Source organism: Pseudomonas sp. ML96 (genome assembly GCF_000761545.1).
Classification (GTDB): domain Bacteria; phylum Pseudomonadota; class Gammaproteobacteria; order Pseudomonadales; family Pseudomonadaceae; genus Aquipseudomonas.
Window position 1 is genome coordinate 1 of the sequence record NZ_JPMY01000043.1, and the last position, 19,264, is coordinate 19,264.

The window sequence follows — 19,264 nt, forward strand, 5'->3', positions numbered from 1 at the left end:
TTGGGTCGTTAGCTCAGTCGGTAGAGCAGTTGGCTTTTAACCAATTGGTCGTAGGTTCGAATCCTACACGACCCACCACTCCCTCCTTCGCGTCACCCCTCATCACTTCCCCGTCAGAGCTCTCTCGCCAGAACCGTTGGCGGGTATAATCGACTGCACTGAAAGCATATTCAGAGCCTGATGACATGACCCAGATTTCCGAACGCCTGCTGGTCCAGGCCCACCTCGCCGCCAAACAGCCCAAGCCGCTGACTGCCGAGGAAGAAGCCTTCTACCGCAGCGAAATTGCCGCCGAGCTGAAGAAGCAGAACGCCGTGCTGGTGGCTCACTACTATTGCGACCCGGTGATTCAGGCCCTGGCCGAAGAAACCGGTGGCTGCGTGTCCGACTCCCTGGAAATGGCCCGCTTCGGCAACCAGCACACGGCGCAGACCGTGGTGGTGGCCGGGGTCAAGTTCATGGGCGAGACGGCGAAGATCCTCAACCCGGAAAAGCGCGTGCTGATGCCGACCCTGGACGCCACCTGCTCGCTCGACCTGGGCTGCCCGGTGGACGAGTTCTCGGCGTTCTGCGACCAGCATCCGGACCGTACCGTGGTGGTCTACGCCAACACCTCTGCGGCGGTGAAGGCGCGTGCCGACTGGGTGGTGACCTCCAGCTGCGCGCTGGAAATCGTCGAGAGCCTGATGGATAACGGCGAGAAGATTCTCTGGGCGCCGGACCAGCACCTGGGGCGCTATATCCAGCGCGAGACCGGTGCCGACATGCTGCTGTGGGACGGTGCCTGCATCGTTCACGAGGAGTTCAAGGCCAAGCAGCTGGAAGACATGAAGGCGCTGCACCCGGATGCGGCCATCTTGGTCCATCCGGAATCGCCGGAGGCGGTGATCGATCTGGCCGATGCGGTGGGTTCCACCAGCCAGTTGATCAAGGCGGCGCAGACCCTGCCGAACAAGACCTTCATCGTCGCCACTGACCGCGGCATCTTCTACAAGATGCAGCAGCTGTGCCCGGACAAGGTCTTTGTCGAGGCGCCGACCGCCGGCAACGGCGCGGCTTGCCGCAGCTGCGCGCACTGCCCGTGGATGGCCATGAATACCCTGCAGCGCACCCTGCAGTGCCTGCGTGAGGGCAGCAACGAGATCTTCGTCGAACCGGCGCTGATCCCGCGAGCGATTAAGCCGCTCAAGCGCATGCTGGACTTCACCCAGGCTGCGCGGCTGAAGCTGGCCGGTAACGCCTGAGTCTCTTGCGCGCAGAAAAAAGCCCGGCCAGTGCCGGGCTTTTTTTGTGGCCGATCGAATCAGCGCATCATCTTGTCCAGGGCATTCTTCTCGTCACGCAGCTGCTGCTGGCGGGCGTCGATGCGCGAGGCCAGCGGGAAGTTGCTGCTGGCACGACGCTTGGCCAGGTCGAGCTGTTCCAGGGCCTGGTCGTAGTCGCCAACCAGGGCGAAGAACTCGGCGCGGGCCTGGTGCAGGCCGATGATGTTGCGCGTCAGGCCGCGCACTTCGGCGACCTGGTACCAGATATCCGGGTCGTTGCCGCGCTGCGTGAGCAACTGGTCGAGGGCGGCCTCGGCCTCTTTGGTCTGGTTCTGCTTGAGCATCAGGTCGATGCGCGCCTGTTCCAGTGGATAGCTGTCCGGATACAGGCCGCGCAGGCGCTCGACGCGCTGGCGGGCGTCGGCCAGGCGGTTGGTGCCCTCGTCGAGGTCGACCATGGCCAGGTTGTAGGTGAGCTCGTTGGGCGCCTTGCCTAGCAGATCGTCCAGGTCCTTGCGCGCATCCTCGAAGCGACCGGCCTTTATCTGCGCCAGGGCCAGGCCGTAGCGGGCAGCGTCCAGCTTGGGATTGCCATCGAGCATGGAGCGGAAGCGCTTGGCGGCGATGCCTGGCGTCTCCTCGAACATCAGCTGGGTACGGGCGCGCATCAGCTGGTAACGCAGGCTGTCCTCGACGCCCTTGCCCGGGTACTGCTCGGCGCGGTTGCGGGTGTCGGCGATACGCGATTCGGTCACCGGGTGGGTGAGGAGGAATTCCGGTGGCTTGGAGTCGTAGCGGTACTGGCGCATCAGGCGTTCGAACATGCTGGGCATGGCGCGCGGATCGTAGCCGGCCTTTTCCAGGTTGAGCAGACCGATACGGTCGGCCTCCTGTTCGTTCTGCCGGGAGAAGCGTCGTTGCTCCTGAATGGCTGCAGCCTGGGCGCCCATGATGGTGGCGATGCCGGCATCGCCGGCACCGGCTGCGGCGGCGACGATGCCGGCGAGCATGGCGGCCATCACCGGTACCTGCATGCGTTGCTGGGCCTCGATGCCGCGGGCGAAGTGGCGTTGCGACAGGTGAGCCAGTTCGTGGGCCATGACTGAGGCGTACTCGGCCTCGGTCTGCGCATGCAGCAGCAGGCCGCCGTTGACCCCGACGATGCCGCCGGGCGCGGCGAAGGCGTTGATCTGCGGGCTGTTGAGCAGGACGAACTCCAGGCGCTTGTCTTCCAGCTGGCTGGTCTCGGCGAGGCGGTAGACGCTGGTCTCCACGTAGTCCTTGAGCAGGGGGTCGGACAGCTGGTCGACCTGCCCGCGTAGCACGCTGAGCCAGGCACGGCCGAGGCGGTGCTCCTGCTCCGGCGAGACGATGGACGAGCTGGAGTCGCCCAGCGACGGCAGATCGCTGGCGCCGACGGGGAGCGCGAGGCAGGCGAGGGCAAGCAGGGAAGGGCGCAGAAAGTTCATGCACGGGGCTCTGGCTTGGACTGAGGCGCTACTCTAGCCGGCCGCTTGGGCACCTGGCCAGGGTTGTGCGGTATCCTTGCCGCCCTTCGAGGAGATGCCCCATGACCGATGCCCTTATCTGTGACGCCGAACTCGACGCCAGCGGTCTGAATTGCCCGTTGCCGCTGCTCAAGGCCAAGCTGGAACTGAATCGCCTGGCCAGTGGTGCGGTGCTCAAGGTGATCGCCACCGACGCCGGCTCGCAGCGCGATTTTCGCGCCTTCGCTCGCCTGGCCGGCCATGAGTTGCTGCGTGAGGAAGAAGAGGGCGGGGTATTCCGCTACTGGTTGAAGAAGGCCTGACGGCCGCGCAATGAAAAAGGGCCGCATCGCGGCCCTTTTTCATTCAGTCGGCTCAGTCCTTGTGCAGGGCCTGGGCCGCAGCCAGAACCGCATCGACATGGCCGGCAACCCGCAGGTTGCGCCATTCCTGGCGGAGCACGCCGTTGGCGTCGAGCAGGAAGGTACTGCGCACTATGCCCATGTATTCCTTGCCGTAGTTCTTTTTCAGCTGATAGACGCCGAAGAGGTCGCACAGCTCGTGCTCCGGGTCGCTGATCAGCTCGAAGGGGAAGTCCTGTTTGCACTTGAAGCTTTCGTGCTTCTTCAGGCTGTCCATCGATACGCCGAAAATCTGGGTGTTGGCGGCCTGGAACTCGGCGTAGTGGGCGCGGAAGTCCAATCCTTCGGTGGTGCAGCCCGGCGTGCTGTCCTTGGGATAGAAGTAGATCACCACCTGTTGGCCCTTGAGGGCGCTGAGGCTGACCTGCTGACCGCTGGTGGCGGTGGCGCTGAAATCGGCGACGGGGTGGTCGAGGGCAACGGCCATCTCGGGCTCCTTATGGATTCTGCGGGCGCCAGGGTTCGATCAGGGCGTCCAGGTTCAGGGCGTCGGAGAAGTCGAGGAACTGGTCGCGCAGCCAGCTGATCTGGGTGCCCGGCGGTAGGGTCACGGTCAGGGTGGCGTTGAGCAGGGTGCCGCCGGTCTGCGGCGCCTGGTAGGTGTCGCAGGTGATGCTCTCCAGCTCTACGCGGTGGTCGCTGAAGAACTGGCACAGCTCGTTGAGGATGTCCGGGCGATAGGCGCAGCTGACATAGGCCACGTAGGGCAGGGAGTTGGGGCGCACATCGAGGGCGCCGCTGCGTACCACGTTGACGCTGAAGTCATGGCGCTTGGCCAGTGCCGGCAGCACACCTTCCAGGCGGGCGAGGGCGTCCCAGCTACCGCTGATCTGCAGGGTCAGGGAGCTGTACTCGCCGTGGCGCGTGAGGCGGCTGCTGACCACGCCGCAGCGGTTTTCCTGGCTGGCCCGGCAGAGCACGCTAGTGAGCTCCATGGGGTTGGCGCCGAGGGCGCTGATGACAAGGAATTGTTCGCGAACCGAGGGGGTGGACATGCAGCTTTCCTGAAACGATGGGCGCTCGGCGCAGACAGACCGAACAAAGCAGGAAGGGTAGCGAAAAGCGCCGCTCAGGGGAATGCTGGTGGGCCTTCCGTTCGCTTGTGCAACACAGGTGGCGCCAGTACCATTACGGCTCTCTATTTTTCCGGCAGGAGCGGTTGCATGATTTCCGGCAGTATGGTGGCTCTGGTCACGCCCATGGACGCACAAGGCGGTCTGGACTGGAACGCCCTGAGCAAGCTGGTCGACTTCCACCTGCAGGAAGGCACCAATGCCATCGTCGCCGTCGGCACCACTGGCGAGTCCGCCACCCTGGATGTCAACGAGCACGTCGAAGTCATCCGTCGTGTGGTCGACCAGGTCGCCGGGCGTATCCCGGTGATCGCCGGTACCGGCGCCAACAGCACCCGCGAAGCCATTGAGCTGACCCAGAACGCCAAGAGCGTCGGCGCCGATGCCTGCCTGCTGGTGACTCCTTACTACAACAAGCCGACCCAGGAAGGCCTGTTCCAGCACTTCCGCCACATCGCCGAGGCGGTGGCCATCCCGCAGATCCTCTACAACGTGCCGGGCCGTACCGCCTGCGACATGCTGCCGGAGACTGTCGAGCGCCTGTCCAAGGTGGCCAACATCATCGGTATCAAGGAAGCCACCGGCGACCTGCAGCGCGGCCAGGACATCCTCGACCGCGTGAGCGCCGACTTCCTGGTCTACTCCGGTGACGATGCCACCGCCGTCGAGCTGATGCTGATGGGTGGCAAGGGCAACATTTCCGTGACCGCCAACGTTGCGCCGCGCGCCATGGCCGAGCTGTGCGCCGCCGCGATGAACGGCGATGCCGCTACCGCACGCGCCATCAACGAGCGCATGATGCCGCTGCACAAAAACCTGTTCATCGAATCCAACCCGATTCCGGTGAAGTGGGCCCTGAATGAAATGGGCCTGATGCAGGACGGCATTCGCCTGCCGCTGACCTGGCTCAGCCCGCGTTGTCACGAACCGCTGCGTCAGGCCATGCGCCAGTCCGGCGTCCTGGCTTAATCGAGGAATACTTGCGCATGAAGCGACTGGCTGGACTCTCTGCCCTTGCCCTGATCATCTCCAGCACCAGCGGCTGCGGCTGGCTGTGGGGCGACGAAGGTTATTTCCGTGACCGCTCCACCGATTATCTGGATGCGCGCCAGACCGCGCCCATGCAGATCCCGCAGAACGTCGACGCCAAGCGCCTCGACCCGCTGCTGCCGGTACCAGCTCACGTGGCTACCAGTAGCGAAACTCCGCAGAGCTTCGAGGTGCCGCGTCCGCAGGCTCTCGGCGCTACTGGCGAATCCAGCCAGTTCAGCCTGCAGAAGAGTGGCGATTCGCGCTGGCTGGTGGCTCAGCGCAATCCGGCCGAAGTCTGGCCGGTGGCCCGCTCCTACTTCGAGAACAATGGCTTCCGCATTGCCGAAGAGCGCCCGCAGACTGGTGAGTTCGTCACCGAATGGCAGGGCAGCAAGGATCTCGCGCCGTCCATGGGCCGCCGTGTCGGCAGCCTGATGAGCGACAGCGACAACCAGGTGCGTGTGCGTGTCCGCGTCGAGCCGGGCGTAGTGCGTAACACCAGTGAAGTGTTCGTGGTCAGCGCCGAGCGCGAAGAAGACAGCAGCGCCGATGTCGCCTTCCCGGCGCGCAGCGGCAATGCCAGCCTCGAGGCCTCGCTGCTCGACGGCATGCTCGCCGACCTGAGCAGCACCACCGAGCATGGTTCGGTCTCCCTGCTGGCCGCGCGTAACTACGACGCCCCGAGTCGAGTGGCCCTGTCCCAGGATGGTGCCGGCAACCCGGTACTCAACCTCAGCACCGACTTCGACCGTGCCTGGTCCAGCGTCGGTCGCGCCCTGGAACTGGGTGATGTGCGCGTCGACGACATCAACCGCAGCCTGGGCGTGTACTACGTCAACCTGGCCGAAGGCGCCAAGCAGCAGGAAGAGAAGAAAGGCTTCCTCAGCGGTCTGTTCAGCAGCGAGCCGACTCAGGAAGAGATCGACTCCCGTGCCGAGCGCTATCAGGTGCGTCTGACCACCAGTGCCGGTGGCGACGTACAGGTCAGCGTGGAGAAGGACATCAACACCGTGGCGCCGGAAGACGTGGCCCGCCGTGTGCTGGCACTGATCCAGGAAAACCTCGGCTGATCCGCTCCGGCCTCGGCCGGAGCCCAGCGAACCGATAGGCGAAACCCCAGGGTTTCGCCTGTTTCGTTTTTGAACCAGGCGGAAAATTCGACATGACCACTCCCACCACCCTGAGCCTGAAGAAGATCTACTCCGGCAAAGTTCGCGACCTCTACGAAATCGATGCCAAGCGCATGCTGATGGTCGCCAGCGACCGCCTGTCGGCCTTCGACGTGATCCTCGAAGAGCCGATTCCGGAGAAGGGCAAGATCCTCACCGCCATCTCCAACTTCTGGTTCGACAAGCTCAAGGGCTTGGTCCCCAATCACTTCACCGGTGATCGGGTCGAGGATGTGGTCTCTGCCGCCGAGCTGCCACTGGTGGAAGGTCGCGCCGTGGTCGCCAAGCGCCTCAAGCCGGTAGCGGTCGAAGCCATCGTGCGTGGCTACATCGTCGGTTCCGGCTGGAAGGAGTACCAGAAGAGCGGCACCGTCTGTGGCATCCAGCTACCGGCAGGCCTGAAGGAAGCGGCCAAGCTGCCGCAGCCGATCTTCACCCCTTCGACCAAGGCCGCCGTCGGCGACCATGACGAGAACATCAGCTTCGAGCAGTGCGAGGCGATCATCGGCGCCGACCTGGCAGCCAAGGTGCGCGACACTGCCATCGCCTTGTACAGCGCAGCGGTCGAGTACGCCGCCACCCGCGGCATCATCATCGCCGACACCAAGTTCGAATTCGGCCTGGACGAAGACGGCACCCTGACTTTGATGGACGAGGCACTGACCCCCGACTCCAGCCGCTTCTGGCCGGCCGACAGCTACGCTGAAGGCAGCAACCCGCCGAGCTTCGACAAGCAGTTCGTGCGCGACTGGCTGGAATCCACCGGTTGGAACAAGCAGCCGCCAGCCCCGGCCGTGCCGGCTGACGTCGCGCAGAAGACCGCCGACAAATACCGTGAAGCGCTGACTCGGCTGACCAACTGAGTCTGCTGCTGCCAAGAGAAGGGAGCTGCGGCTCCCTTTTTCATGCCCGTTGCGCAAGCGCCTGATCGTGCAAGAAAAATTGCTGGACTAACGGCGCTCAACTGATATCATGCGCACCGCTTTGGGAAGATGCCGGAGTGGTCGAACGGGACGGATTCGAAATCCGTTGTGTCAGCAATGGCACCTAGGGTTCAAATCCCTATCTTCCCGCCATATAAAAAAGCCCCGTAATTCAATGAGTTACGGGGCTTTTTCTTTGTTTTTGACATGGTCAAATTCGCCTTGGGGGCAAAAAGGTGGCGTTTTGGGGGCAAAAATCGCCGCCTCCAGACCGCTATAAACCGTTATAGCCCTCCCCAAATCCCATCTGTTCAGAAACACGGGGAGCCATCCGTTTGGCGTCCTTGGGGATGAACCGCCCATAGTGTTTCTTAATCATGGTGGTATCGGCGTGCCCCAGTTGCTTGGCAATCCATTCCATATTGACGTGGCTGGAGAGGGCTTGGCTGGCATAGGTATGACGGCATTGGTTGATCCCACGATGCCTGACATTGGCTTTGACCAGGTGTTCTGTGAACCACTTGTCTAGGTCGTTTGATGTCCATGGCTTTCCGGTTTTCCAGTTACGAAACAGCAGCGTGACTTTTTCCTGCTCGCTTGTAAGGTTGTCTCGCTGAGTGACCTCAATCTCCTGAGGTTTGCAACGGGCCGTGTCTTTCATGATTTGGTGGAGCAGTTCGGCTGCAGGCGCGATTAGTTCGACGCTACGTTCACGCAGCTCCTCCTTAGGTACACGAAACTCGTCCTCTACGCAGGCGCGCTTCACGTGGATTAAACCGTTTTCCAGATCGATATCTTCGCGGGCTAGGCCCAGCAACTCCGAGCGCGACAATCCCGTCCAGCAGTTGAAGATCACCATGCGCGCTTCTGGCATGCGTTGAGGGTCGGCATGGTGCATGAGTTCGATCTCTTCGCGAGTGAAAGGGTCGGCCTTACTCCGGTGTTTCACCTTATGGTTGGCGATAGCCAGCATATGGTTATGGGGGATCAGGCCATTGGCTGCAGCATCAGCCCAGGTGCCACGAAGGACAATCAGTACATCGTTGACTGTCTTGGGAGAGAGTCCCGGCTTGCCATCTGTAGGCTTCACCAGATGGCTCTTGAATAGTTTCAGATCCTGAATGGTTACCTGGTTGATGGGCTTATCACCGAAGTAACGAATCACATGGCTCGCTTTGCTGCGGTAGTTGATAAAGGTGGTGCTGGCCGTTTCTCCCTGCATGACACCAAGCCAGAGTCGCACGCCCTCTGTGACGGTCACTGCCTCCACAGTAGAGCCGGGAGGCGTCGATTCGGGCGTGGCTTGTAAGGGGATGGGGGAGGGTGGCGCTGGATCGGTGTTCACCTCTCTATGCGCATTGGCGGAGCCAGGAAAGCGACGTTCGTACTCGAACATCCCATGCTTGATTTCATCGACCACCAGTTCCCGCATCTTACTGGCGTAATCAACGGTCTTCTGACTGAGAGGCATGTCTTTGAGAACCTCTCGATGGCGTTTGCCGTTCAGCATGAAGCTGATGCGTACCTTGCCGTTATGGATTTCTACGCCAGTAGGCATTTTCAGCTTCATACGGCCCCCATCATCCATCTCTCGATGGCTTCACGGTTGTAGACGATGCGATTAGCTGGATCCCTATCCCAATGTTTGCCTTCATGCCATTGGCAGGTTGAGCGGTACTTTCTTGCAGCTTCTGAGCTGATCCCAAAAATAGGAAATAGAAGCTCCTGGCGGACCCACCTTGCGGGTAGCACTAGGATCGGTTCTTTGGATTTTCTGGCTCGGTCATACATAGGTTTGGGTGACTCTTTGTGTGTTTCCATGATTTACCTCGGTTTGCTGTTGATAAAAATTGCAATTGCTATTGATGTGGGCAAAAAAAGACGCCTGAGTTAGTCCCTGGCGCGGGGTTGTCTCACCATTCCGTTCACTACGCCCACCACCACGGATCCCTTTTCTAGTCGTTTCATTCTGACTGGGTAGAGAGGGTTCAGGATTTCGATGTATCGGCCGTCGAAGGTCTGTCGCAGACGACCGAACTCTGGAGTGCCGTTGGTATCGCGAACCACAATGTCATCGTTGTTGCGCGCGAGCAGCTCCGGGTCGACCAGGATCAGATCGTTTTCTTGGTACTCCGGACTCATTACGTCTGTTGGAACCCGCATCCAGAATGATGATGGGCTCTGCTTGAAGGGGCTGGGAAAGCTGCCTCTACTCTCGTGGCTAAGATAGGTTTGCAGAGGTGTGGCTAGTGCCTGGTCAAACCAATCAATGATGGGAAGCGTCAGTGGGGCATTAGCTGGTAAAGCGTTTCTGGGGCTCTTGGTCTCGACTGGAATTACTTGCATGCTGAGGAGTCTTTGCATCTCCCGCTCCAAGCGTTGCTCTGAAGTCGGAACGGCTAAGTCTCTGCGCAGAGCATTCCCTTTTGCCGCATTCAGATTTCCCCCGTGAAGCAGCCACTCGGGTGTAATGTGAAGAGCTAAAGCCAACTCCAGAATGCGTTTTGTGCCCTTATTTCTCCCCGTCTCCAGATTGCCGATAGTGGCTTGTGATAAGCCTGACTTGTCAGCTAATTGAGCCTGAGTTAGACCGCATTGCTCGCGTCGAAAGGCCAGCCGCACTGCAAGGCTGGTTAGCTTTGAATCTTGAATTAGGTCCGGTGTCAGCTTGCTGGAGTTTGAAGTGGGGGGGGATTCACCATGAAGCAGCCATTCCAAGGACACCTGCAGCGCTTGCGCGAGTTCGAGTGCGCGTTGAGGGGCCTTAGTCGAGCCGCTTTCGAGGAGTGCAATGCTTGACTGGCCAATGCCGGCAAGCTTAGCCAATTCGGCCTGAGTCAGCTTTTGGGTCTTACGCGCGAAGGCAATGCGACCGCCTAGGGTTGTGAGATCGAAGGGCTTCATGGATGCAATCCTCTAAGAATGCACCCATGGTGAATGCTGATAATTGCATTGTCAATATATGCTATTAAATATTGCGTGGCGGGGTAGGCCGCTTTCGATCAGAAGCAGCGATTGATCCGCTAGCTCGGAATGAAATCTATGACCTCAAGAGGTCGCAGATTTTGCCGCAGTCAGCTCAGATTCGTAGCGCTGGACAAAGGTCACTAGGTCCAGGTTCAGCACATGGCAAATATCGCGCAATTGAACGAGATCAATTCTGCGCAGACCGCGCTCGATGTCACTCGCAAAAGATTGAGGTCGCTCCAGCGCCTGAGCGAACTGACCCTGCGTTAATCCAGCCTCAATCCGGCATTGCTTCAACAGCCTGAGTAGGACCAGGTTCTCGTCCCGATAGACCGACTTTTCCACGCAACAGGTTCCGCTGATGGCTTGACAGCTCATCAATTTATATCTAACTTACAGATATCTGATTTACAGGTAATCAGATTATTCTCCTCAAGGACTACCCCATGCACCTTGCATCATCGCGCCCAGCGCCACTCAATCCGCAACACATGGTCCAGATTGATCTCACAACTCTTGAGTTCAGATTACAGCTGCGACCACTGCTCGCCACTCACAACACGCCTCCCTCTATCGTGCGGGACATCATGGACAGCTGGAATTCTGCTCGCCAGGCAGCAGGCGAACCGCCCCAGACTGAAGATGACTTCCTAGCGGTAGCGTTGTGTAACGAGTTCCTAGAGCACATCGCAAAATTCATGCACCCCGCGGTCCGGGCGCGGCATTTGAGCTTGTGCTCGCTCACGTCAAAAGCGCACAAGGAATGACGAGCAGATGGACTCGACAACGCCGGGAACTTTGGAAGTGCTGCTCGCCGTCGCTCAATGCTGCAGTCAGCCGCTACCGCTCGAGCATCAAATAGGATTCATGGCAGAGATCGAAGCACGTCTAGCCACGGAGATCGGACTGAGATCTTCGTCCAGCACAGAATTCACGCCAGAATATCTGCTTGGACTGATGTGCTCTTGGCTCATAGATCCAGCCAAAATCTCTGCTGAGCGCATGTTTGAATTGCTCTGCGAGCGGTACATTCTGAGCATCGGTACTGGTTGTATCGAGGCTACCCCAGCTGATATGGCAGTTTTGACCAACGCACTGGTGCAGGTGCGCGCGCAGGGTAAGGGCTGGCTATACGGCCAACGCCCGGGATCAAGCTCCCAGAAGGAGCATTAGCCCAATGCGACTTCAAGACGTAACCGGCCTGCTGCTCGACCCGGGGGCTCCCATGTCGGGTAGCGCTATGGGTGACGACGAGGCGCTCGACTACGCCCGTAAGCGCTTTCGCGTGGAAACCTTCTGCCTGGTTCGCGACTGGATTTGGATCGAGGTCGATGCCACGGATGCTCAGAGGGCAGTCCTGGCGCAGACCCGGCGACAGCCGTCGTTGATCTACGCGCATACCGTGATCTTTGATAGTGACCGTCGGTGGGATGTCGGCGACTTCGTGCGCACTTCACTGCTGTACGAGTTCAACGAGGGCTTTCACTTCAGAACGCTTAATGCTGTGTACCTGCTCCTCGGACCGGGTACACGGAAGCTCGTTCCGGTCGAAGCCGTGACCAGCATCATTTAGTGCCAAAGACCTATGCCCTCAGAGTTCCATCTCGATCTACTAGATGCGACTGTCGTGTCGCATGAGAAGTCTGCGACACACTCGAAGTATCGCGGCCCGAAAATGCGACACGCCGGCCCTGTCGCACGTACGTTCTGCGACACTCGAGTTGTGTCGCACGCCTCCTCTACGACACATCTGCTATGCCGCACAGCATGCCTGCGATACACAAAGCGTGCCGAAAACGGCAGCAGCGGTGCCAAGTTCGGCATTTCTAGCGCCAAAACAGGCAGCTCAGGCGCCATTTGTGGCAGAGACAGTGCCAAAAATGGCACTGTTTTTTGAGGCTATTTTTGAAACAAAATTCAATAAAAACATATAGTTATTTAATTTTTCCATAACTGAAAGCCCACGATCTGGCCAGGCTTTTTGAATGAGCTTTTCGGCTCCCCCCTCCGCAAGGCTCAGCCTGAACTGCTGCGCTCGTCCATTCAGCGCCCCAGGCGCTGGCTGCTTTTTGATTTTGATGACAAAACGCTTGCGCGCGCTTTTGCTCCACGCGCACGCTGAATGAAGATGAAGTGTGTCGCGTGAGTGAGAGCGCGCCGACTTTACTCGCGGCGCGAGTAAGGGGGCGTTGGGGCGATTTAGACGGAACGAGAAAACACGTAGCGAAGGCGGAGGGGTTTCAGAGGAGTCTGAATCGCTCCAACGCCATTCGCGAAGCGGCTTAGCTTTGTCATCAAACAATAAGAAAGAGACGAGCTATGCACCCTACTACCCTGCAAAAAACCCTAACACGTACCAGCAACTTCTATCGGACTCGCTGCGGCGAGCCCGATCCATCTTCGGCGCAGATCTGCGCGGCTTTGCTCGCATGCGCCCCTGACCTCCGGCCCAATGCGTTCAGCACGCTGAAGAGCCAGATCGTGTCCGATCAGCTGGCCCGCGGCCATCTCGAAGCCGCTGCGGACATTCGTCAGCTGACCAACCCTGTCACGGCACCAGGCTCCACACTCGCGCGCAAACCCAAGCCACGCGCGATTAAGAAAGTGCCAAAAGAAGATGCAGAGCAGTTGTTCAAGCACCTGCGCAAGCAGGGGCACGACGATGAGGCAGCAGCTCTGACTCTGGCGTACTTCCTTGGGGCACGCCCCTGCGAGATGAGAACAATCGTGGTGGTCGGGAATGAGGTCAAAATTATCGGAGGCAAGAAAAGCGCGACTTTACACCGTGGCGCCGACCGAACCTTGATCATCGACATACCTAAAATTCTGAAAGCCATCGCTTGGGCAGCGAAGAGACTAGCCAAAAGCGAGCGTTCGAATGCTGCAATCAGAGATCGCTTCCGCACGGAATGCCGTGCGCTATGGCCTAGACGCAAAAAACACCCGACCTTGAAGAGCTTCCGCCACAATTTCAGCTCTGCCCAGAAAGCTGCCGGAGTCGACACCGTGGCACGCGCTTACTACATGGGCCATCAGTCCACAGCCTCCCAGGAAGTCTACGGTGATCCCCGCTCTGGTGATGCCAGCCAGACTCATGTCAAACCGGCGGCAGGGGCCGATCTGTCCAAGATACGCACGCCGAAGAACTCGCCTAGGTATGGTGTAGGCCGGGTGCTGGATAGGATCGAAATACCCGCCTCGGCACGCAGGCACTGGGGGCAGATTGGGCAGCGGGTAGATCAAGGAAAGGAGACATAACAGCGCAACGTTGTGGGCTATAGCTCCAGGTTTTGCGCCATGAATGTCACTAGCGCGAGAGGACTTTTGCTCTCTACGACTTTGAAGATCATCTCGCGCTTGCTACGGGGTAGGAGCTTCACGCAGCGCTTGGCTGTAGCTCTCACCCCCGCATCGGTGCCATGGATTCGCGCAGCCAGGAATAGCGCGAGAGTTGCGTCAGTTAGGGTCATCGGTGTGTCTCAGAGCAGGCGCCCAGTAGCTCTCTGCTACTGACTGCGCCGACCTAGGTCCTTGCTAGCAATAGGTATGGTCATCGGAGCGTCCGAGCCTCGGCAATGACATCGAACACCCGCTTCTTGCCTTTGGTGCTCAGAGCGTTGAACTCACGGAGCAGTTCAGCTTCCTCATCCCGAACGGCATAGAAATACGCCGCTGGCAGGCCGAGCGCTTCCGCAATCCGCTCGACCAGTTCCAGGTCTGGCCCGCGCTTGCCGAGTTCGTAGCGATTCATCCGAGTGCTAGCAGAAGCCGGCTCAAGGCCGATCTGCAGGCCGAGTTGTTCCTGGGACAAGCCAGCACGCAGCCGTGCTTCCTTGAGTCGCTTCGACAGAGTGGACATGAGTGTTCTTTGGTGTCGTCAAAGAACGAAATCGTCCGGTGTTGGAGCAAACCAAATACTACCGTTTTGGTAGTTTCGACTGTAATCTAGCCATCGAGTGCCACCGCTCTCAGGCGCTGACGCTCAGGAGCCAATCAGCACATCACTAGCAGTAGAGGGATCAATGAAAGCAGCACGGAAATTTCTGACCTTTGGCCTGATTTCAGCTATCGCCACCCTGGTCGGCTGTGGGGGCAGCGCTCCATCGAAAGATGAAGTGCAGGCAATGTTCGATAAGGAGGCTCAGTCCATTGCCCAGGCTGCAGGTGCTAAAGGCAGCATGAGCAACATGGCGCCCAAGGTGAGCGTGAACGAGATCAAGGGCTGCGAGCAGGTACGCGACAACGTCTTCCGCTGCACGCTTGATGTCACCACTACCATGCTCGGCCGGCAGATCAACAAGGTTGCTGCGATCCAGATGACGCAGAGCAGTGACGGTGGCTGGGTCGTAGTGCAGTAGGCCTGCACTAGCGCCTGTCAGGCAATTGCAGCAGGCGCTATCCGCCCCTGACGGCTCAACCATTATTCGAGAGCAGCCCCGTGAAGTTCGACAAAAACAACCCGGATCACACCCCTCAAGTCATCATTGCTGAAGTCCTACAGGTGCAAGAGCACCAACACTCCCACACCAGCATTCACAGCGGCCGCGACCTAGAAGGTCGTCTCACCATCGGCAGCGCTAACCATCAGTACGACACCTATAAACTGTGGTTTCGCGACCTCGAAACTGGGCTCGAAACTACTTTCAAAGGACCTGACTCTAGCCCGTACCGAGAAGGCCACAAGATGGCACTGGCCTACTATGCGGACACTGTTGTCGGCCATCAAAACATCAACACGGGCAACTACGTCACGATTGATAAGCAGTCCCCCGAAGCCTCTTATATAGCCATGCTGTTCTATAGCGTGCCGCTCACAGCATTGTGGTTCCTATTCTTCTTTGTGGGCCTAAGCCGCTGGAATCAGGGGTACAAGGGCATCGATTTAATAACGGCCAACTCCCCCTGGCCTGGCGGCGCGCATTACACCGCCCTCCAGGGCAAGATTGTCACGATGATCCTGGGGGCAATCGCGGCTTTTTCGGTAATCCTGATGCTCTCCGTATGGGGATCCCGTCCTCGCGAGCTAGTGGAGTCAGTCTTCTTAGGGGGCGTCGTAGCCATCTTCGGGGGCTCAGTGGTTCTCTCCATAGCCCTCTATCAGATAGAGAAAGCCTGGATCCGAAATCGCATCGATTTCCAGGCCTATGTCCAGGAAACCGTCCATGCCAAGGTCGCAGCGGTCACTGCAGCCGCTAGATCCACCTAACGCTCAGGGGCGGTGTTTGTCTGATCCTTGGGAGGCGTTTCGTTTGAAGTCTGCGCTAGAGGCATTGGCGGAGGTTCTAGAGACTGACCTGAAGTGATTTCCAGGGAGATGCTGTTACAGCAGCATGCCGTTGGCCGAAATCTGCCTGTGACCAAATCTGCTTCCGGCCATAGGCGGACGTTCGTAATTCTAATTTGAGTAGCTGCTCGCAGACTCAGCTGTAACGCTAGCGTCATCAAAATGGCCATGCTTTACTGGCCATATGCCTTCACGCTGGAGTTTTGACGTGTATGCGCGCGCATTAGGCTGCTGCCTGTTGTTTGCTGTAAGCGGCGTCTCGGCCCAGAGCAACTCATTGCGCTGGCTGGTGAATGACTTTCCGCCGTACACCGATGTCAGTGGCCAGCTTCCCGGAAGCGGCATTGCTGATGACGCAGTGCGCTACTTGCAGGCGCGCATGCCCCAGTATCACCACGAATTCGAAGTCGCTAGCTTTGCCCGGGTATTCGGGCTGATGGAGCTCGGCGAACCTGTCTGCCATCCGACCACACTCAAGCTACCTGGTCGGGATCAGCTCATGCTGTTCAGCCGCCCGATTCTGTTCCTTCAGTCCCAACAGGTATTGATCCGTAAGGAGCAGCTCAAGCGGATCAAGTCGTACTTGAATGAACAGGGCCAGATCAACGTGCGGCTGCTACTCAATGATCCTGGCCTGATCACAACAGTAAGCGAGCGCCGAGGTTATTCACCGGCGATATCAGCGGCACTGCAAGAGATCGGGAGTCCCCCTCAGATACTCAAGTCAGGCGTCAACTTCAGCGCGCCCTACCAGCAGCTACGTGCAGGCTGGATTGACTATTTGTTTGCCTATCCCACGGAGCTTGGCTGGTACAACCGGCTACATGGCGATGGCTCAGACACCGCTATACATGGGATTCCGATAGTAGGCGATCAACCCTACACGCTCACCTACATAGCCTGCACTCGCAGCGCATGGGGTGAGCAGGTAATACGGGATATAGACCTCCAGCTGAAGCTGGCAGGCACGCGACCTCCATGGACGGATCGAGTAGTCGAATTCACACCCAGTGAAGACAGAAGCCGCTATGAAGATGCCCTCACTAGATCGAAGCCATTTGCCCAGCAGTGAGTCGAAGCCTCGGCTAATCGCGAGACGACTACTCGGCTGGGTATTGGTGATCAGCGCCATTAACGCCTTGCTTGCAATTTCAGTGCAGCTCTATCTGGACTATCAGCGCGACATGTCCGACTTGAATGAGCATCTGAAATTCGTGCTTGAAAGCCACCAGCAAGGGCTAAGCACAGCTGTTTGGAACTTTGATCGGCCGATTATCGAGGCTCAGTTGGATGGCATCGTCAGCTCGCCCTGGGTCGCGGCTGCCAAGGTGGCTTATGGAAAGGAGCAGTCGCTGCAGATATCCCGAGGAGCCATCAAAGATGAGCGCTGGCCTGCGGACATCATCCCTTTGCAGTTCTCTGCCGGCCCCAAGACGGTGAATGTTGGCAGCCTGCATCTATGGCCAGACCTGAATCAGCTATACCAGCGCACGCTCGACCGGGCATTGGTGGTGGCGCTCACTCAGGGGGTTAAAGCTTTTGTCATTTCCCTCGCCATCTTGTGGCTGGTACATACGCTCATAACACGTCGACTCATTCGTTTGAGCGAGCTGCTAAGAAACTATCAACCTTTCAGCAATGGCCAGCTGCAGCTTCTGACCACCGAAGACATCAAGCTCAACGATGAACTCAGCATGCTTGCAAGCGCTCTGGAGGACACTCGGTCACGCCTCAATGAGTTTCATCAGCGTGAGATCGCTGAGCGTGAGCAGCTTGAGGAGGAGGTTCAGCGTCGTACGCGCCACCTTGATCAGGCGCTTCTTGAGCAACAGGCCATCTTCAACACCTCTCTCACGGGCATTGCCTTCATTCGTGATCGGATCATCTTGCGCTGCAACAACAGCTTTGAAGAGATGTTCGGGTACTCGAACCACGAGTTGGCTGGGAAATCGACCCGTGTACTGTTCCCTACCGATGATGCTTTCGAGGCAGAGGCTGCCTGCTTTGCCCCCGTGCTATTACGAGGCGGCACCTACATGGATGACGTAGAGCTTGTACGGAAAGATGGCTGCACCCGCTGGTTCACAGTGCAATTCAACCTTCTTGATGCCAGTAACCCTGCCCAGGGTGCTGTGTTGACGCTGCATGACGTAACCGACCGACGCGAGGCCGAGCTGAAGATGGAGCGTCTGGCTCGCCTCGATGGACTGACAGGTATCGCCAACCGCCGAACCCTGGACGAGGCACTTCATGCGGCATGCCGGAAAGCGAGTCGCGAACGGGGCGGCCTCAGCGTTGCCTTGATCGATGTCGACTGCTTCAAGAACTTCAATGATCACTATGGACATGCGGCGGGGGACACCGCATTACGGGCTGTCGCTACGATTCTGAATAGCGTCGCCAAACGCCCATACGACCTTGCGGCCCGATACGGTGGCGAGGAGTTTGTGCTCCTGCTTCCTGGTTGCGATACCCCATTCCAGCTTCTGGAGCAGCTGCGAACTGCTGTTCTAGAACTTGCGATTCCACACGCCCATTCATCAGCCGGAGAGAGGGTCAGTGTCAGTATCGGTGTGATCAGCCTCTGTGGACGCAGCAACTGCGAGCCAGACGAATTACTCGCTGCAGCAGATGCTCTTCTCTATCGAGCCAAGCGAGAGGGACGGAACAGAGTGGTTTGGCAGCATCTGCAGACCAGTCATGAGCGAGTCGAACTGAAGCCAATGTAAGCAGGGCACAAGACGTTGCGTTAGCTAGGGGCAGGGCCTGACTCAAGGATCATCAGTTTGATGTCGTCGAGGCTATAAAACTGGCTGTCGTACAGATAGGCGAGCTCAGCCACTGAAAGGCCAATTGTGAAATGTGTCGATATCTTGCAGTCCAGGCTCTGCGCTAGCTCGGAGACCAAAGCTATCCGCTCCAAGACCGCGGCCCTTAGCCCTGATATACCCGCGATGCCTGCGGTCAGTATCTCAGCAAGAACCTCGGTGGAGTCATCGGAATCGTCGAAGACAATGATCACTGCCCCCTCCTTGGCCAATGCTCCAACCGTTCCCAGCATTGGCATTTTGAATTCTAGGCAACGGCGCTCAAGGCTGAATGAGTTCTTATCCTCCTTTCGTCAATCTATGCCCCCAGTTAGATCAAGCCTGCACCGCCTTTAGCCTGAGCAGAACCAGCGGTCGGACTTGAGTTCGAGTGACAAGACCTGCGCTACTCTCAAATCAGGCAAAAGGAGAGCAAGCAATGCTATGTCCGATCTGCCACAAGCATGCCTTGAGCATCAGCCAAACGGCACGCTACCACCGAATCAAATGCTCTGGATGTGGCGAATACAAGCTGACCGGAACTCTTGAAATGGCCTTAACAGACTATCTCCTCGATGTGGAGTCGAGTCGGGATCGGCTGATGCAGTACAGGGCTGGTACTCCTGTACCTGCGCTAACAGCCTATGACAGCGATCTCCTACGGCCCAGAAGGGTGATCTCCCAAGACGGTAATGCCACGCGTCCTCTTCAGCCAGGGCTACACGAGACAGCGTCCCGGCAGCCTTTGCTCAAATCGGGTTGGGCTTGTGAAAGTCTGCCATCGGCTGTGGACTCAACCGGTGAACGCAACACACTGAACCCTGCGTAAGCAGGA

23 protein-coding genes and 2 tRNA genes are annotated in these 19,264 nt (G+C 58.5%); 14 read left to right on the forward strand and 11 right to left on the reverse strand.

All coding sequences use genetic code 11. The features are described from left to right. The first annotated feature begins 2 nt into the window (after positions 1-2). Positions 3-78: transfer RNA gene (locus IP89_RS20490), tRNA-Lys, on the forward strand. 107 nt (positions 79-185) lie between these two features. Continuing rightward, positions 186-1,244, forward strand: coding sequence for a quinolinate synthase NadA (gene nadA, locus IP89_RS20495; RefSeq protein WP_043311595.1), 1,059 nt, complete (start codon positions 186-188; stop codon positions 1,242-1,244). A gap of 59 nt (positions 1,245-1,303) precedes the next feature. Here nadA and IP89_RS20500 read toward each other — a convergent pair whose 3' ends face one another. After that, positions 1,304-2,734: a M48 family metalloprotease gene (locus tag IP89_RS20500; protein ID WP_043311596.1), complete on the reverse strand. Its 1,431-nt coding sequence runs from the start codon at positions 2,732-2,734 to the stop codon at positions 1,304-1,306. 101 nt (positions 2,735-2,835) lie between these two features. Between IP89_RS20500 and IP89_RS20505 the strand changes: the two genes are divergently transcribed. Continuing rightward, entirely contained in the window at positions 2,836-3,075 is a 240-nt protein-coding gene (locus tag IP89_RS20505; RefSeq protein WP_043311597.1) for a sulfurtransferase TusA family protein, read from the forward strand. A gap of 52 nt (positions 3,076-3,127) precedes the next feature. Here IP89_RS20505 and IP89_RS20510 read toward each other — a convergent pair whose 3' ends face one another. Further along, on the reverse strand, positions 3,128-3,601 hold the full coding sequence (locus IP89_RS20510) for a peroxiredoxin (protein WP_043311598.1): 474 nt from the start codon (positions 3,599-3,601) through the stop codon (positions 3,128-3,130). Between the two features lie 10 nt (positions 3,602-3,611). Next, positions 3,612-4,169 (reverse strand): glycine cleavage system protein R, encoded by a 558-nt coding sequence (locus IP89_RS20515; RefSeq protein ID WP_043311599.1) that lies wholly within the window; start codon positions 4,167-4,169, stop codon positions 3,612-3,614. Positions 4,170-4,337: 168 nt separating this feature from the next. On the opposite strand from IP89_RS20515, the gene dapA reads away from it, so the two are divergent. From dapA to IP89_RS20535, 4 genes are all read left to right on the forward strand, one after another. Beyond that, positions 4,338-5,216, forward strand: coding sequence for a 4-hydroxy-tetrahydrodipicolinate synthase (dapA, locus tag IP89_RS20520; RefSeq protein WP_043311600.1), 879 nt, complete (start codon positions 4,338-4,340; stop codon positions 5,214-5,216). A gap of 17 nt (positions 5,217-5,233) precedes the next feature. Next, the gene (bamC, locus tag IP89_RS20525) at positions 5,234-6,349 is read left to right on the forward strand and encodes an outer membrane protein assembly factor BamC (protein WP_043311601.1); all 1,116 of its coding nucleotides are present in this window, start codon (positions 5,234-5,236) and stop codon (positions 6,347-6,349) included. Between the two features lie 92 nt (positions 6,350-6,441). After that, a complete protein-coding gene (locus IP89_RS20530; protein WP_043311602.1) occupies positions 6,442-7,311 on the forward strand; it encodes a phosphoribosylaminoimidazolesuccinocarboxamide synthase in 870 nt (289 codons plus the stop codon). A 123-nt stretch (positions 7,312-7,434) separates the two neighbouring features. Next, positions 7,435-7,524, forward strand: a tRNA-Ser gene (locus tag IP89_RS20535). 121 nt (positions 7,525-7,645) lie between these two features. Here IP89_RS20535 and IP89_RS20540 read toward each other — a convergent pair. The 4 genes from IP89_RS20540 to IP89_RS20550 all read right to left on the reverse strand — a co-directional run bounded on the left by IP89_RS20540 (position 7,646) and on the right by IP89_RS20550 (position 10,683). Next, positions 7,646-8,941, reverse strand: coding sequence for an Arm DNA-binding domain-containing protein (locus IP89_RS20540; protein ID WP_043311603.1), 1,296 nt, complete (start codon positions 8,939-8,941; stop codon positions 7,646-7,648). Next, entirely contained in the window at positions 8,938-9,162 is a 225-nt protein-coding gene (gene xisR / locus IP89_RS23205; protein ID WP_081963332.1) for an excisionase family protein, read from the reverse strand. Before xisR ends, IP89_RS20540 begins: the two co-directional genes overlap by 4 nt. 99 nt (positions 9,163-9,261) lie before the next feature. Beyond that, complete coding sequence (locus tag IP89_RS22850; RefSeq protein WP_052081163.1) at positions 9,262-10,275, reverse strand: LexA family transcriptional regulator; 1,014 nt, start codon at positions 10,273-10,275, stop codon at positions 9,262-9,264. A 144-nt stretch (positions 10,276-10,419) separates the two neighbouring features. Continuing rightward, positions 10,420-10,683 (reverse strand): helix-turn-helix domain-containing protein, encoded by a 264-nt coding sequence (locus tag IP89_RS20550; protein ID WP_043311604.1) that lies wholly within the window; start codon positions 10,681-10,683, stop codon positions 10,420-10,422. A 429-nt stretch (positions 10,684-11,112) separates the two neighbouring features. Here IP89_RS20550 and IP89_RS20560 point away from each other — a divergent pair, with 429 nt between their 5' ends. Together IP89_RS20560 and IP89_RS20565 are read left to right on the forward strand one after the other, a co-directional pair. Beyond that, positions 11,113-11,511 (forward strand): hypothetical protein, encoded by a 399-nt coding sequence (locus IP89_RS20560; RefSeq protein WP_043311606.1) that lies wholly within the window; start codon positions 11,113-11,115, stop codon positions 11,509-11,511. A gap of 4 nt (positions 11,512-11,515) precedes the next feature. Then, complete coding sequence (locus IP89_RS20565) at positions 11,516-11,911, forward strand: hypothetical protein (protein ID WP_256203175.1); 396 nt, start codon at positions 11,516-11,518, stop codon at positions 11,909-11,911. Positions 11,912-12,184: 273 nt separating this feature from the next. Here IP89_RS20565 and IP89_RS23455 read toward each other — a convergent pair whose 3' ends face one another. Then, positions 12,185-12,640 (reverse strand): hypothetical protein, encoded by a 456-nt coding sequence (locus tag IP89_RS23455; protein ID WP_156115097.1) that lies wholly within the window; start codon positions 12,638-12,640, stop codon positions 12,185-12,187. A gap of 17 nt (positions 12,641-12,657) precedes the next feature. On the opposite strand from IP89_RS23455, the gene IP89_RS20570 reads away from it, so the two are divergent. Then, a complete protein-coding gene (locus IP89_RS20570) occupies positions 12,658-13,596 on the forward strand; it encodes a site-specific integrase (RefSeq protein WP_052081164.1) in 939 nt (312 codons plus the stop codon). Between the two features lie 17 nt (positions 13,597-13,613). On the opposite strand, the gene IP89_RS23785 is transcribed toward IP89_RS20570, so the two are convergent. Both IP89_RS23785 and IP89_RS20580 read right to left on the reverse strand, forming a co-directional pair. Beyond that, positions 13,614-13,808, reverse strand: coding sequence for a hypothetical protein (locus IP89_RS23785; RefSeq protein WP_043311607.1), 195 nt, complete (start codon positions 13,806-13,808; stop codon positions 13,614-13,616). 80 nt (positions 13,809-13,888) lie between these two features. Then, positions 13,889-14,197 carry a helix-turn-helix domain-containing protein gene (locus IP89_RS20580; RefSeq protein WP_043311608.1) on the reverse strand — a complete coding sequence of 103 codons (309 nt, stop codon included), beginning with the start codon at positions 14,195-14,197 and terminating at the stop codon, positions 13,889-13,891. Positions 14,198-14,360: 163 nt separating this feature from the next. Between IP89_RS20580 and IP89_RS20585 the strand changes: the two genes are divergently transcribed. The 4 genes from IP89_RS20585 to IP89_RS22855 all read left to right on the forward strand — a co-directional run bounded on the left by IP89_RS20585 (position 14,361) and on the right by IP89_RS22855 (position 18,351). Next, positions 14,361-14,696: a hypothetical protein gene (locus IP89_RS20585; RefSeq protein ID WP_156115098.1), complete on the forward strand. Its 336-nt coding sequence runs from the start codon at positions 14,361-14,363 to the stop codon at positions 14,694-14,696. Between the two features lie 80 nt (positions 14,697-14,776). Beyond that, complete coding sequence (locus IP89_RS20590) at positions 14,777-15,544, forward strand: hypothetical protein (protein ID WP_043311610.1); 768 nt, start codon at positions 14,777-14,779, stop codon at positions 15,542-15,544. A gap of 286 nt (positions 15,545-15,830) precedes the next feature. Then, entirely contained in the window at positions 15,831-16,694 is an 864-nt protein-coding gene (locus IP89_RS20595) for a hypothetical protein (protein WP_043311611.1), read from the forward strand. 46 nt (positions 16,695-16,740) lie between these two features. Continuing rightward, positions 16,741-18,351 carry a diguanylate cyclase gene (locus IP89_RS22855; RefSeq protein WP_177326912.1) on the forward strand — a complete coding sequence of 537 codons (1,611 nt, stop codon included), beginning with the start codon at positions 16,741-16,743 and terminating at the stop codon, positions 18,349-18,351. 20 nt (positions 18,352-18,371) lie between these two features. On the opposite strand, the gene IP89_RS20605 is transcribed toward IP89_RS22855, so the two are convergent. Beyond that, on the reverse strand, positions 18,372-18,644 hold the full coding sequence (locus tag IP89_RS20605) for a hypothetical protein (RefSeq protein ID WP_156115099.1): 273 nt from the start codon (positions 18,642-18,644) through the stop codon (positions 18,372-18,374). Between the last annotated feature and the right edge of the window lie 620 nt (positions 18,645-19,264).

What these genes read in the sequence shown, in the direction of transcription:
- IP89_RS20500 (WP_043311596.1), bottom strand. Translation starts at nt 2,734, where the DNA reads ATGAACTTTCTGCGCCCTTCCCTGCTTGCCCTCGCCTGCCTCGCGCTC.
- IP89_RS20580 (WP_043311608.1), bottom strand. Translation starts at nt 14,197, where the DNA reads ATGTCCACTCTGTCGAAGCGACTCAAGGAAGCACGGCTGCGTGCTGGC.
- IP89_RS23785 (WP_043311607.1), bottom strand. Translation starts at nt 13,808, where the DNA reads ATGACCCTAACTGACGCAACTCTCGCGCTATTCCTGGCTGCGCGAATC.
- nadA (WP_043311595.1), top strand. Translation starts at nt 186, where the DNA reads ATGACCCAGATTTCCGAACGCCTGCTGGTCCAGGCCCACCTCGCCGCC.
- IP89_RS22850 (WP_052081163.1), bottom strand. Translation starts at nt 10,275, where the DNA reads ATGAAGCCCTTCGATCTCACAACCCTAGGCGGTCGCATTGCCTTCGCG.
- IP89_RS20540 (WP_043311603.1), bottom strand. Translation starts at nt 8,941, where the DNA reads ATGAAGCTGAAAATGCCTACTGGCGTAGAAATCCATAACGGCAAGGTA.
- IP89_RS20530 (WP_043311602.1), top strand. Translation starts at nt 6,442, where the DNA reads ATGACCACTCCCACCACCCTGAGCCTGAAGAAGATCTACTCCGGCAAA.
- IP89_RS20585 (WP_156115098.1), top strand. Translation starts at nt 14,361, where the DNA reads ATGAAAGCAGCACGGAAATTTCTGACCTTTGGCCTGATTTCAGCTATC.
- xisR (WP_081963332.1), bottom strand. Translation starts at nt 9,162, where the DNA reads ATGTATGACCGAGCCAGAAAATCCAAAGAACCGATCCTAGTGCTACCC.
- IP89_RS20515 (WP_043311599.1), bottom strand. Translation starts at nt 4,169, where the DNA reads ATGTCCACCCCCTCGGTTCGCGAACAATTCCTTGTCATCAGCGCCCTC.
- IP89_RS20505 (WP_043311597.1), top strand. Translation starts at nt 2,836, where the DNA reads ATGACCGATGCCCTTATCTGTGACGCCGAACTCGACGCCAGCGGTCTG.
- IP89_RS20570 (WP_052081164.1), top strand. Translation starts at nt 12,658, where the DNA reads ATGCACCCTACTACCCTGCAAAAAACCCTAACACGTACCAGCAACTTC.
- IP89_RS20510 (WP_043311598.1), bottom strand. Translation starts at nt 3,601, where the DNA reads ATGGCCGTTGCCCTCGACCACCCCGTCGCCGATTTCAGCGCCACCGCC.
- bamC (WP_043311601.1), top strand. Translation starts at nt 5,234, where the DNA reads ATGAAGCGACTGGCTGGACTCTCTGCCCTTGCCCTGATCATCTCCAGC.
- dapA (WP_043311600.1), top strand. Translation starts at nt 4,338, where the DNA reads ATGATTTCCGGCAGTATGGTGGCTCTGGTCACGCCCATGGACGCACAA.
- IP89_RS20565 (WP_256203175.1), top strand. Translation starts at nt 11,516, where the DNA reads ATGCGACTTCAAGACGTAACCGGCCTGCTGCTCGACCCGGGGGCTCCC.
- IP89_RS20560 (WP_043311606.1), top strand. Translation starts at nt 11,113, where the DNA reads ATGGACTCGACAACGCCGGGAACTTTGGAAGTGCTGCTCGCCGTCGCT.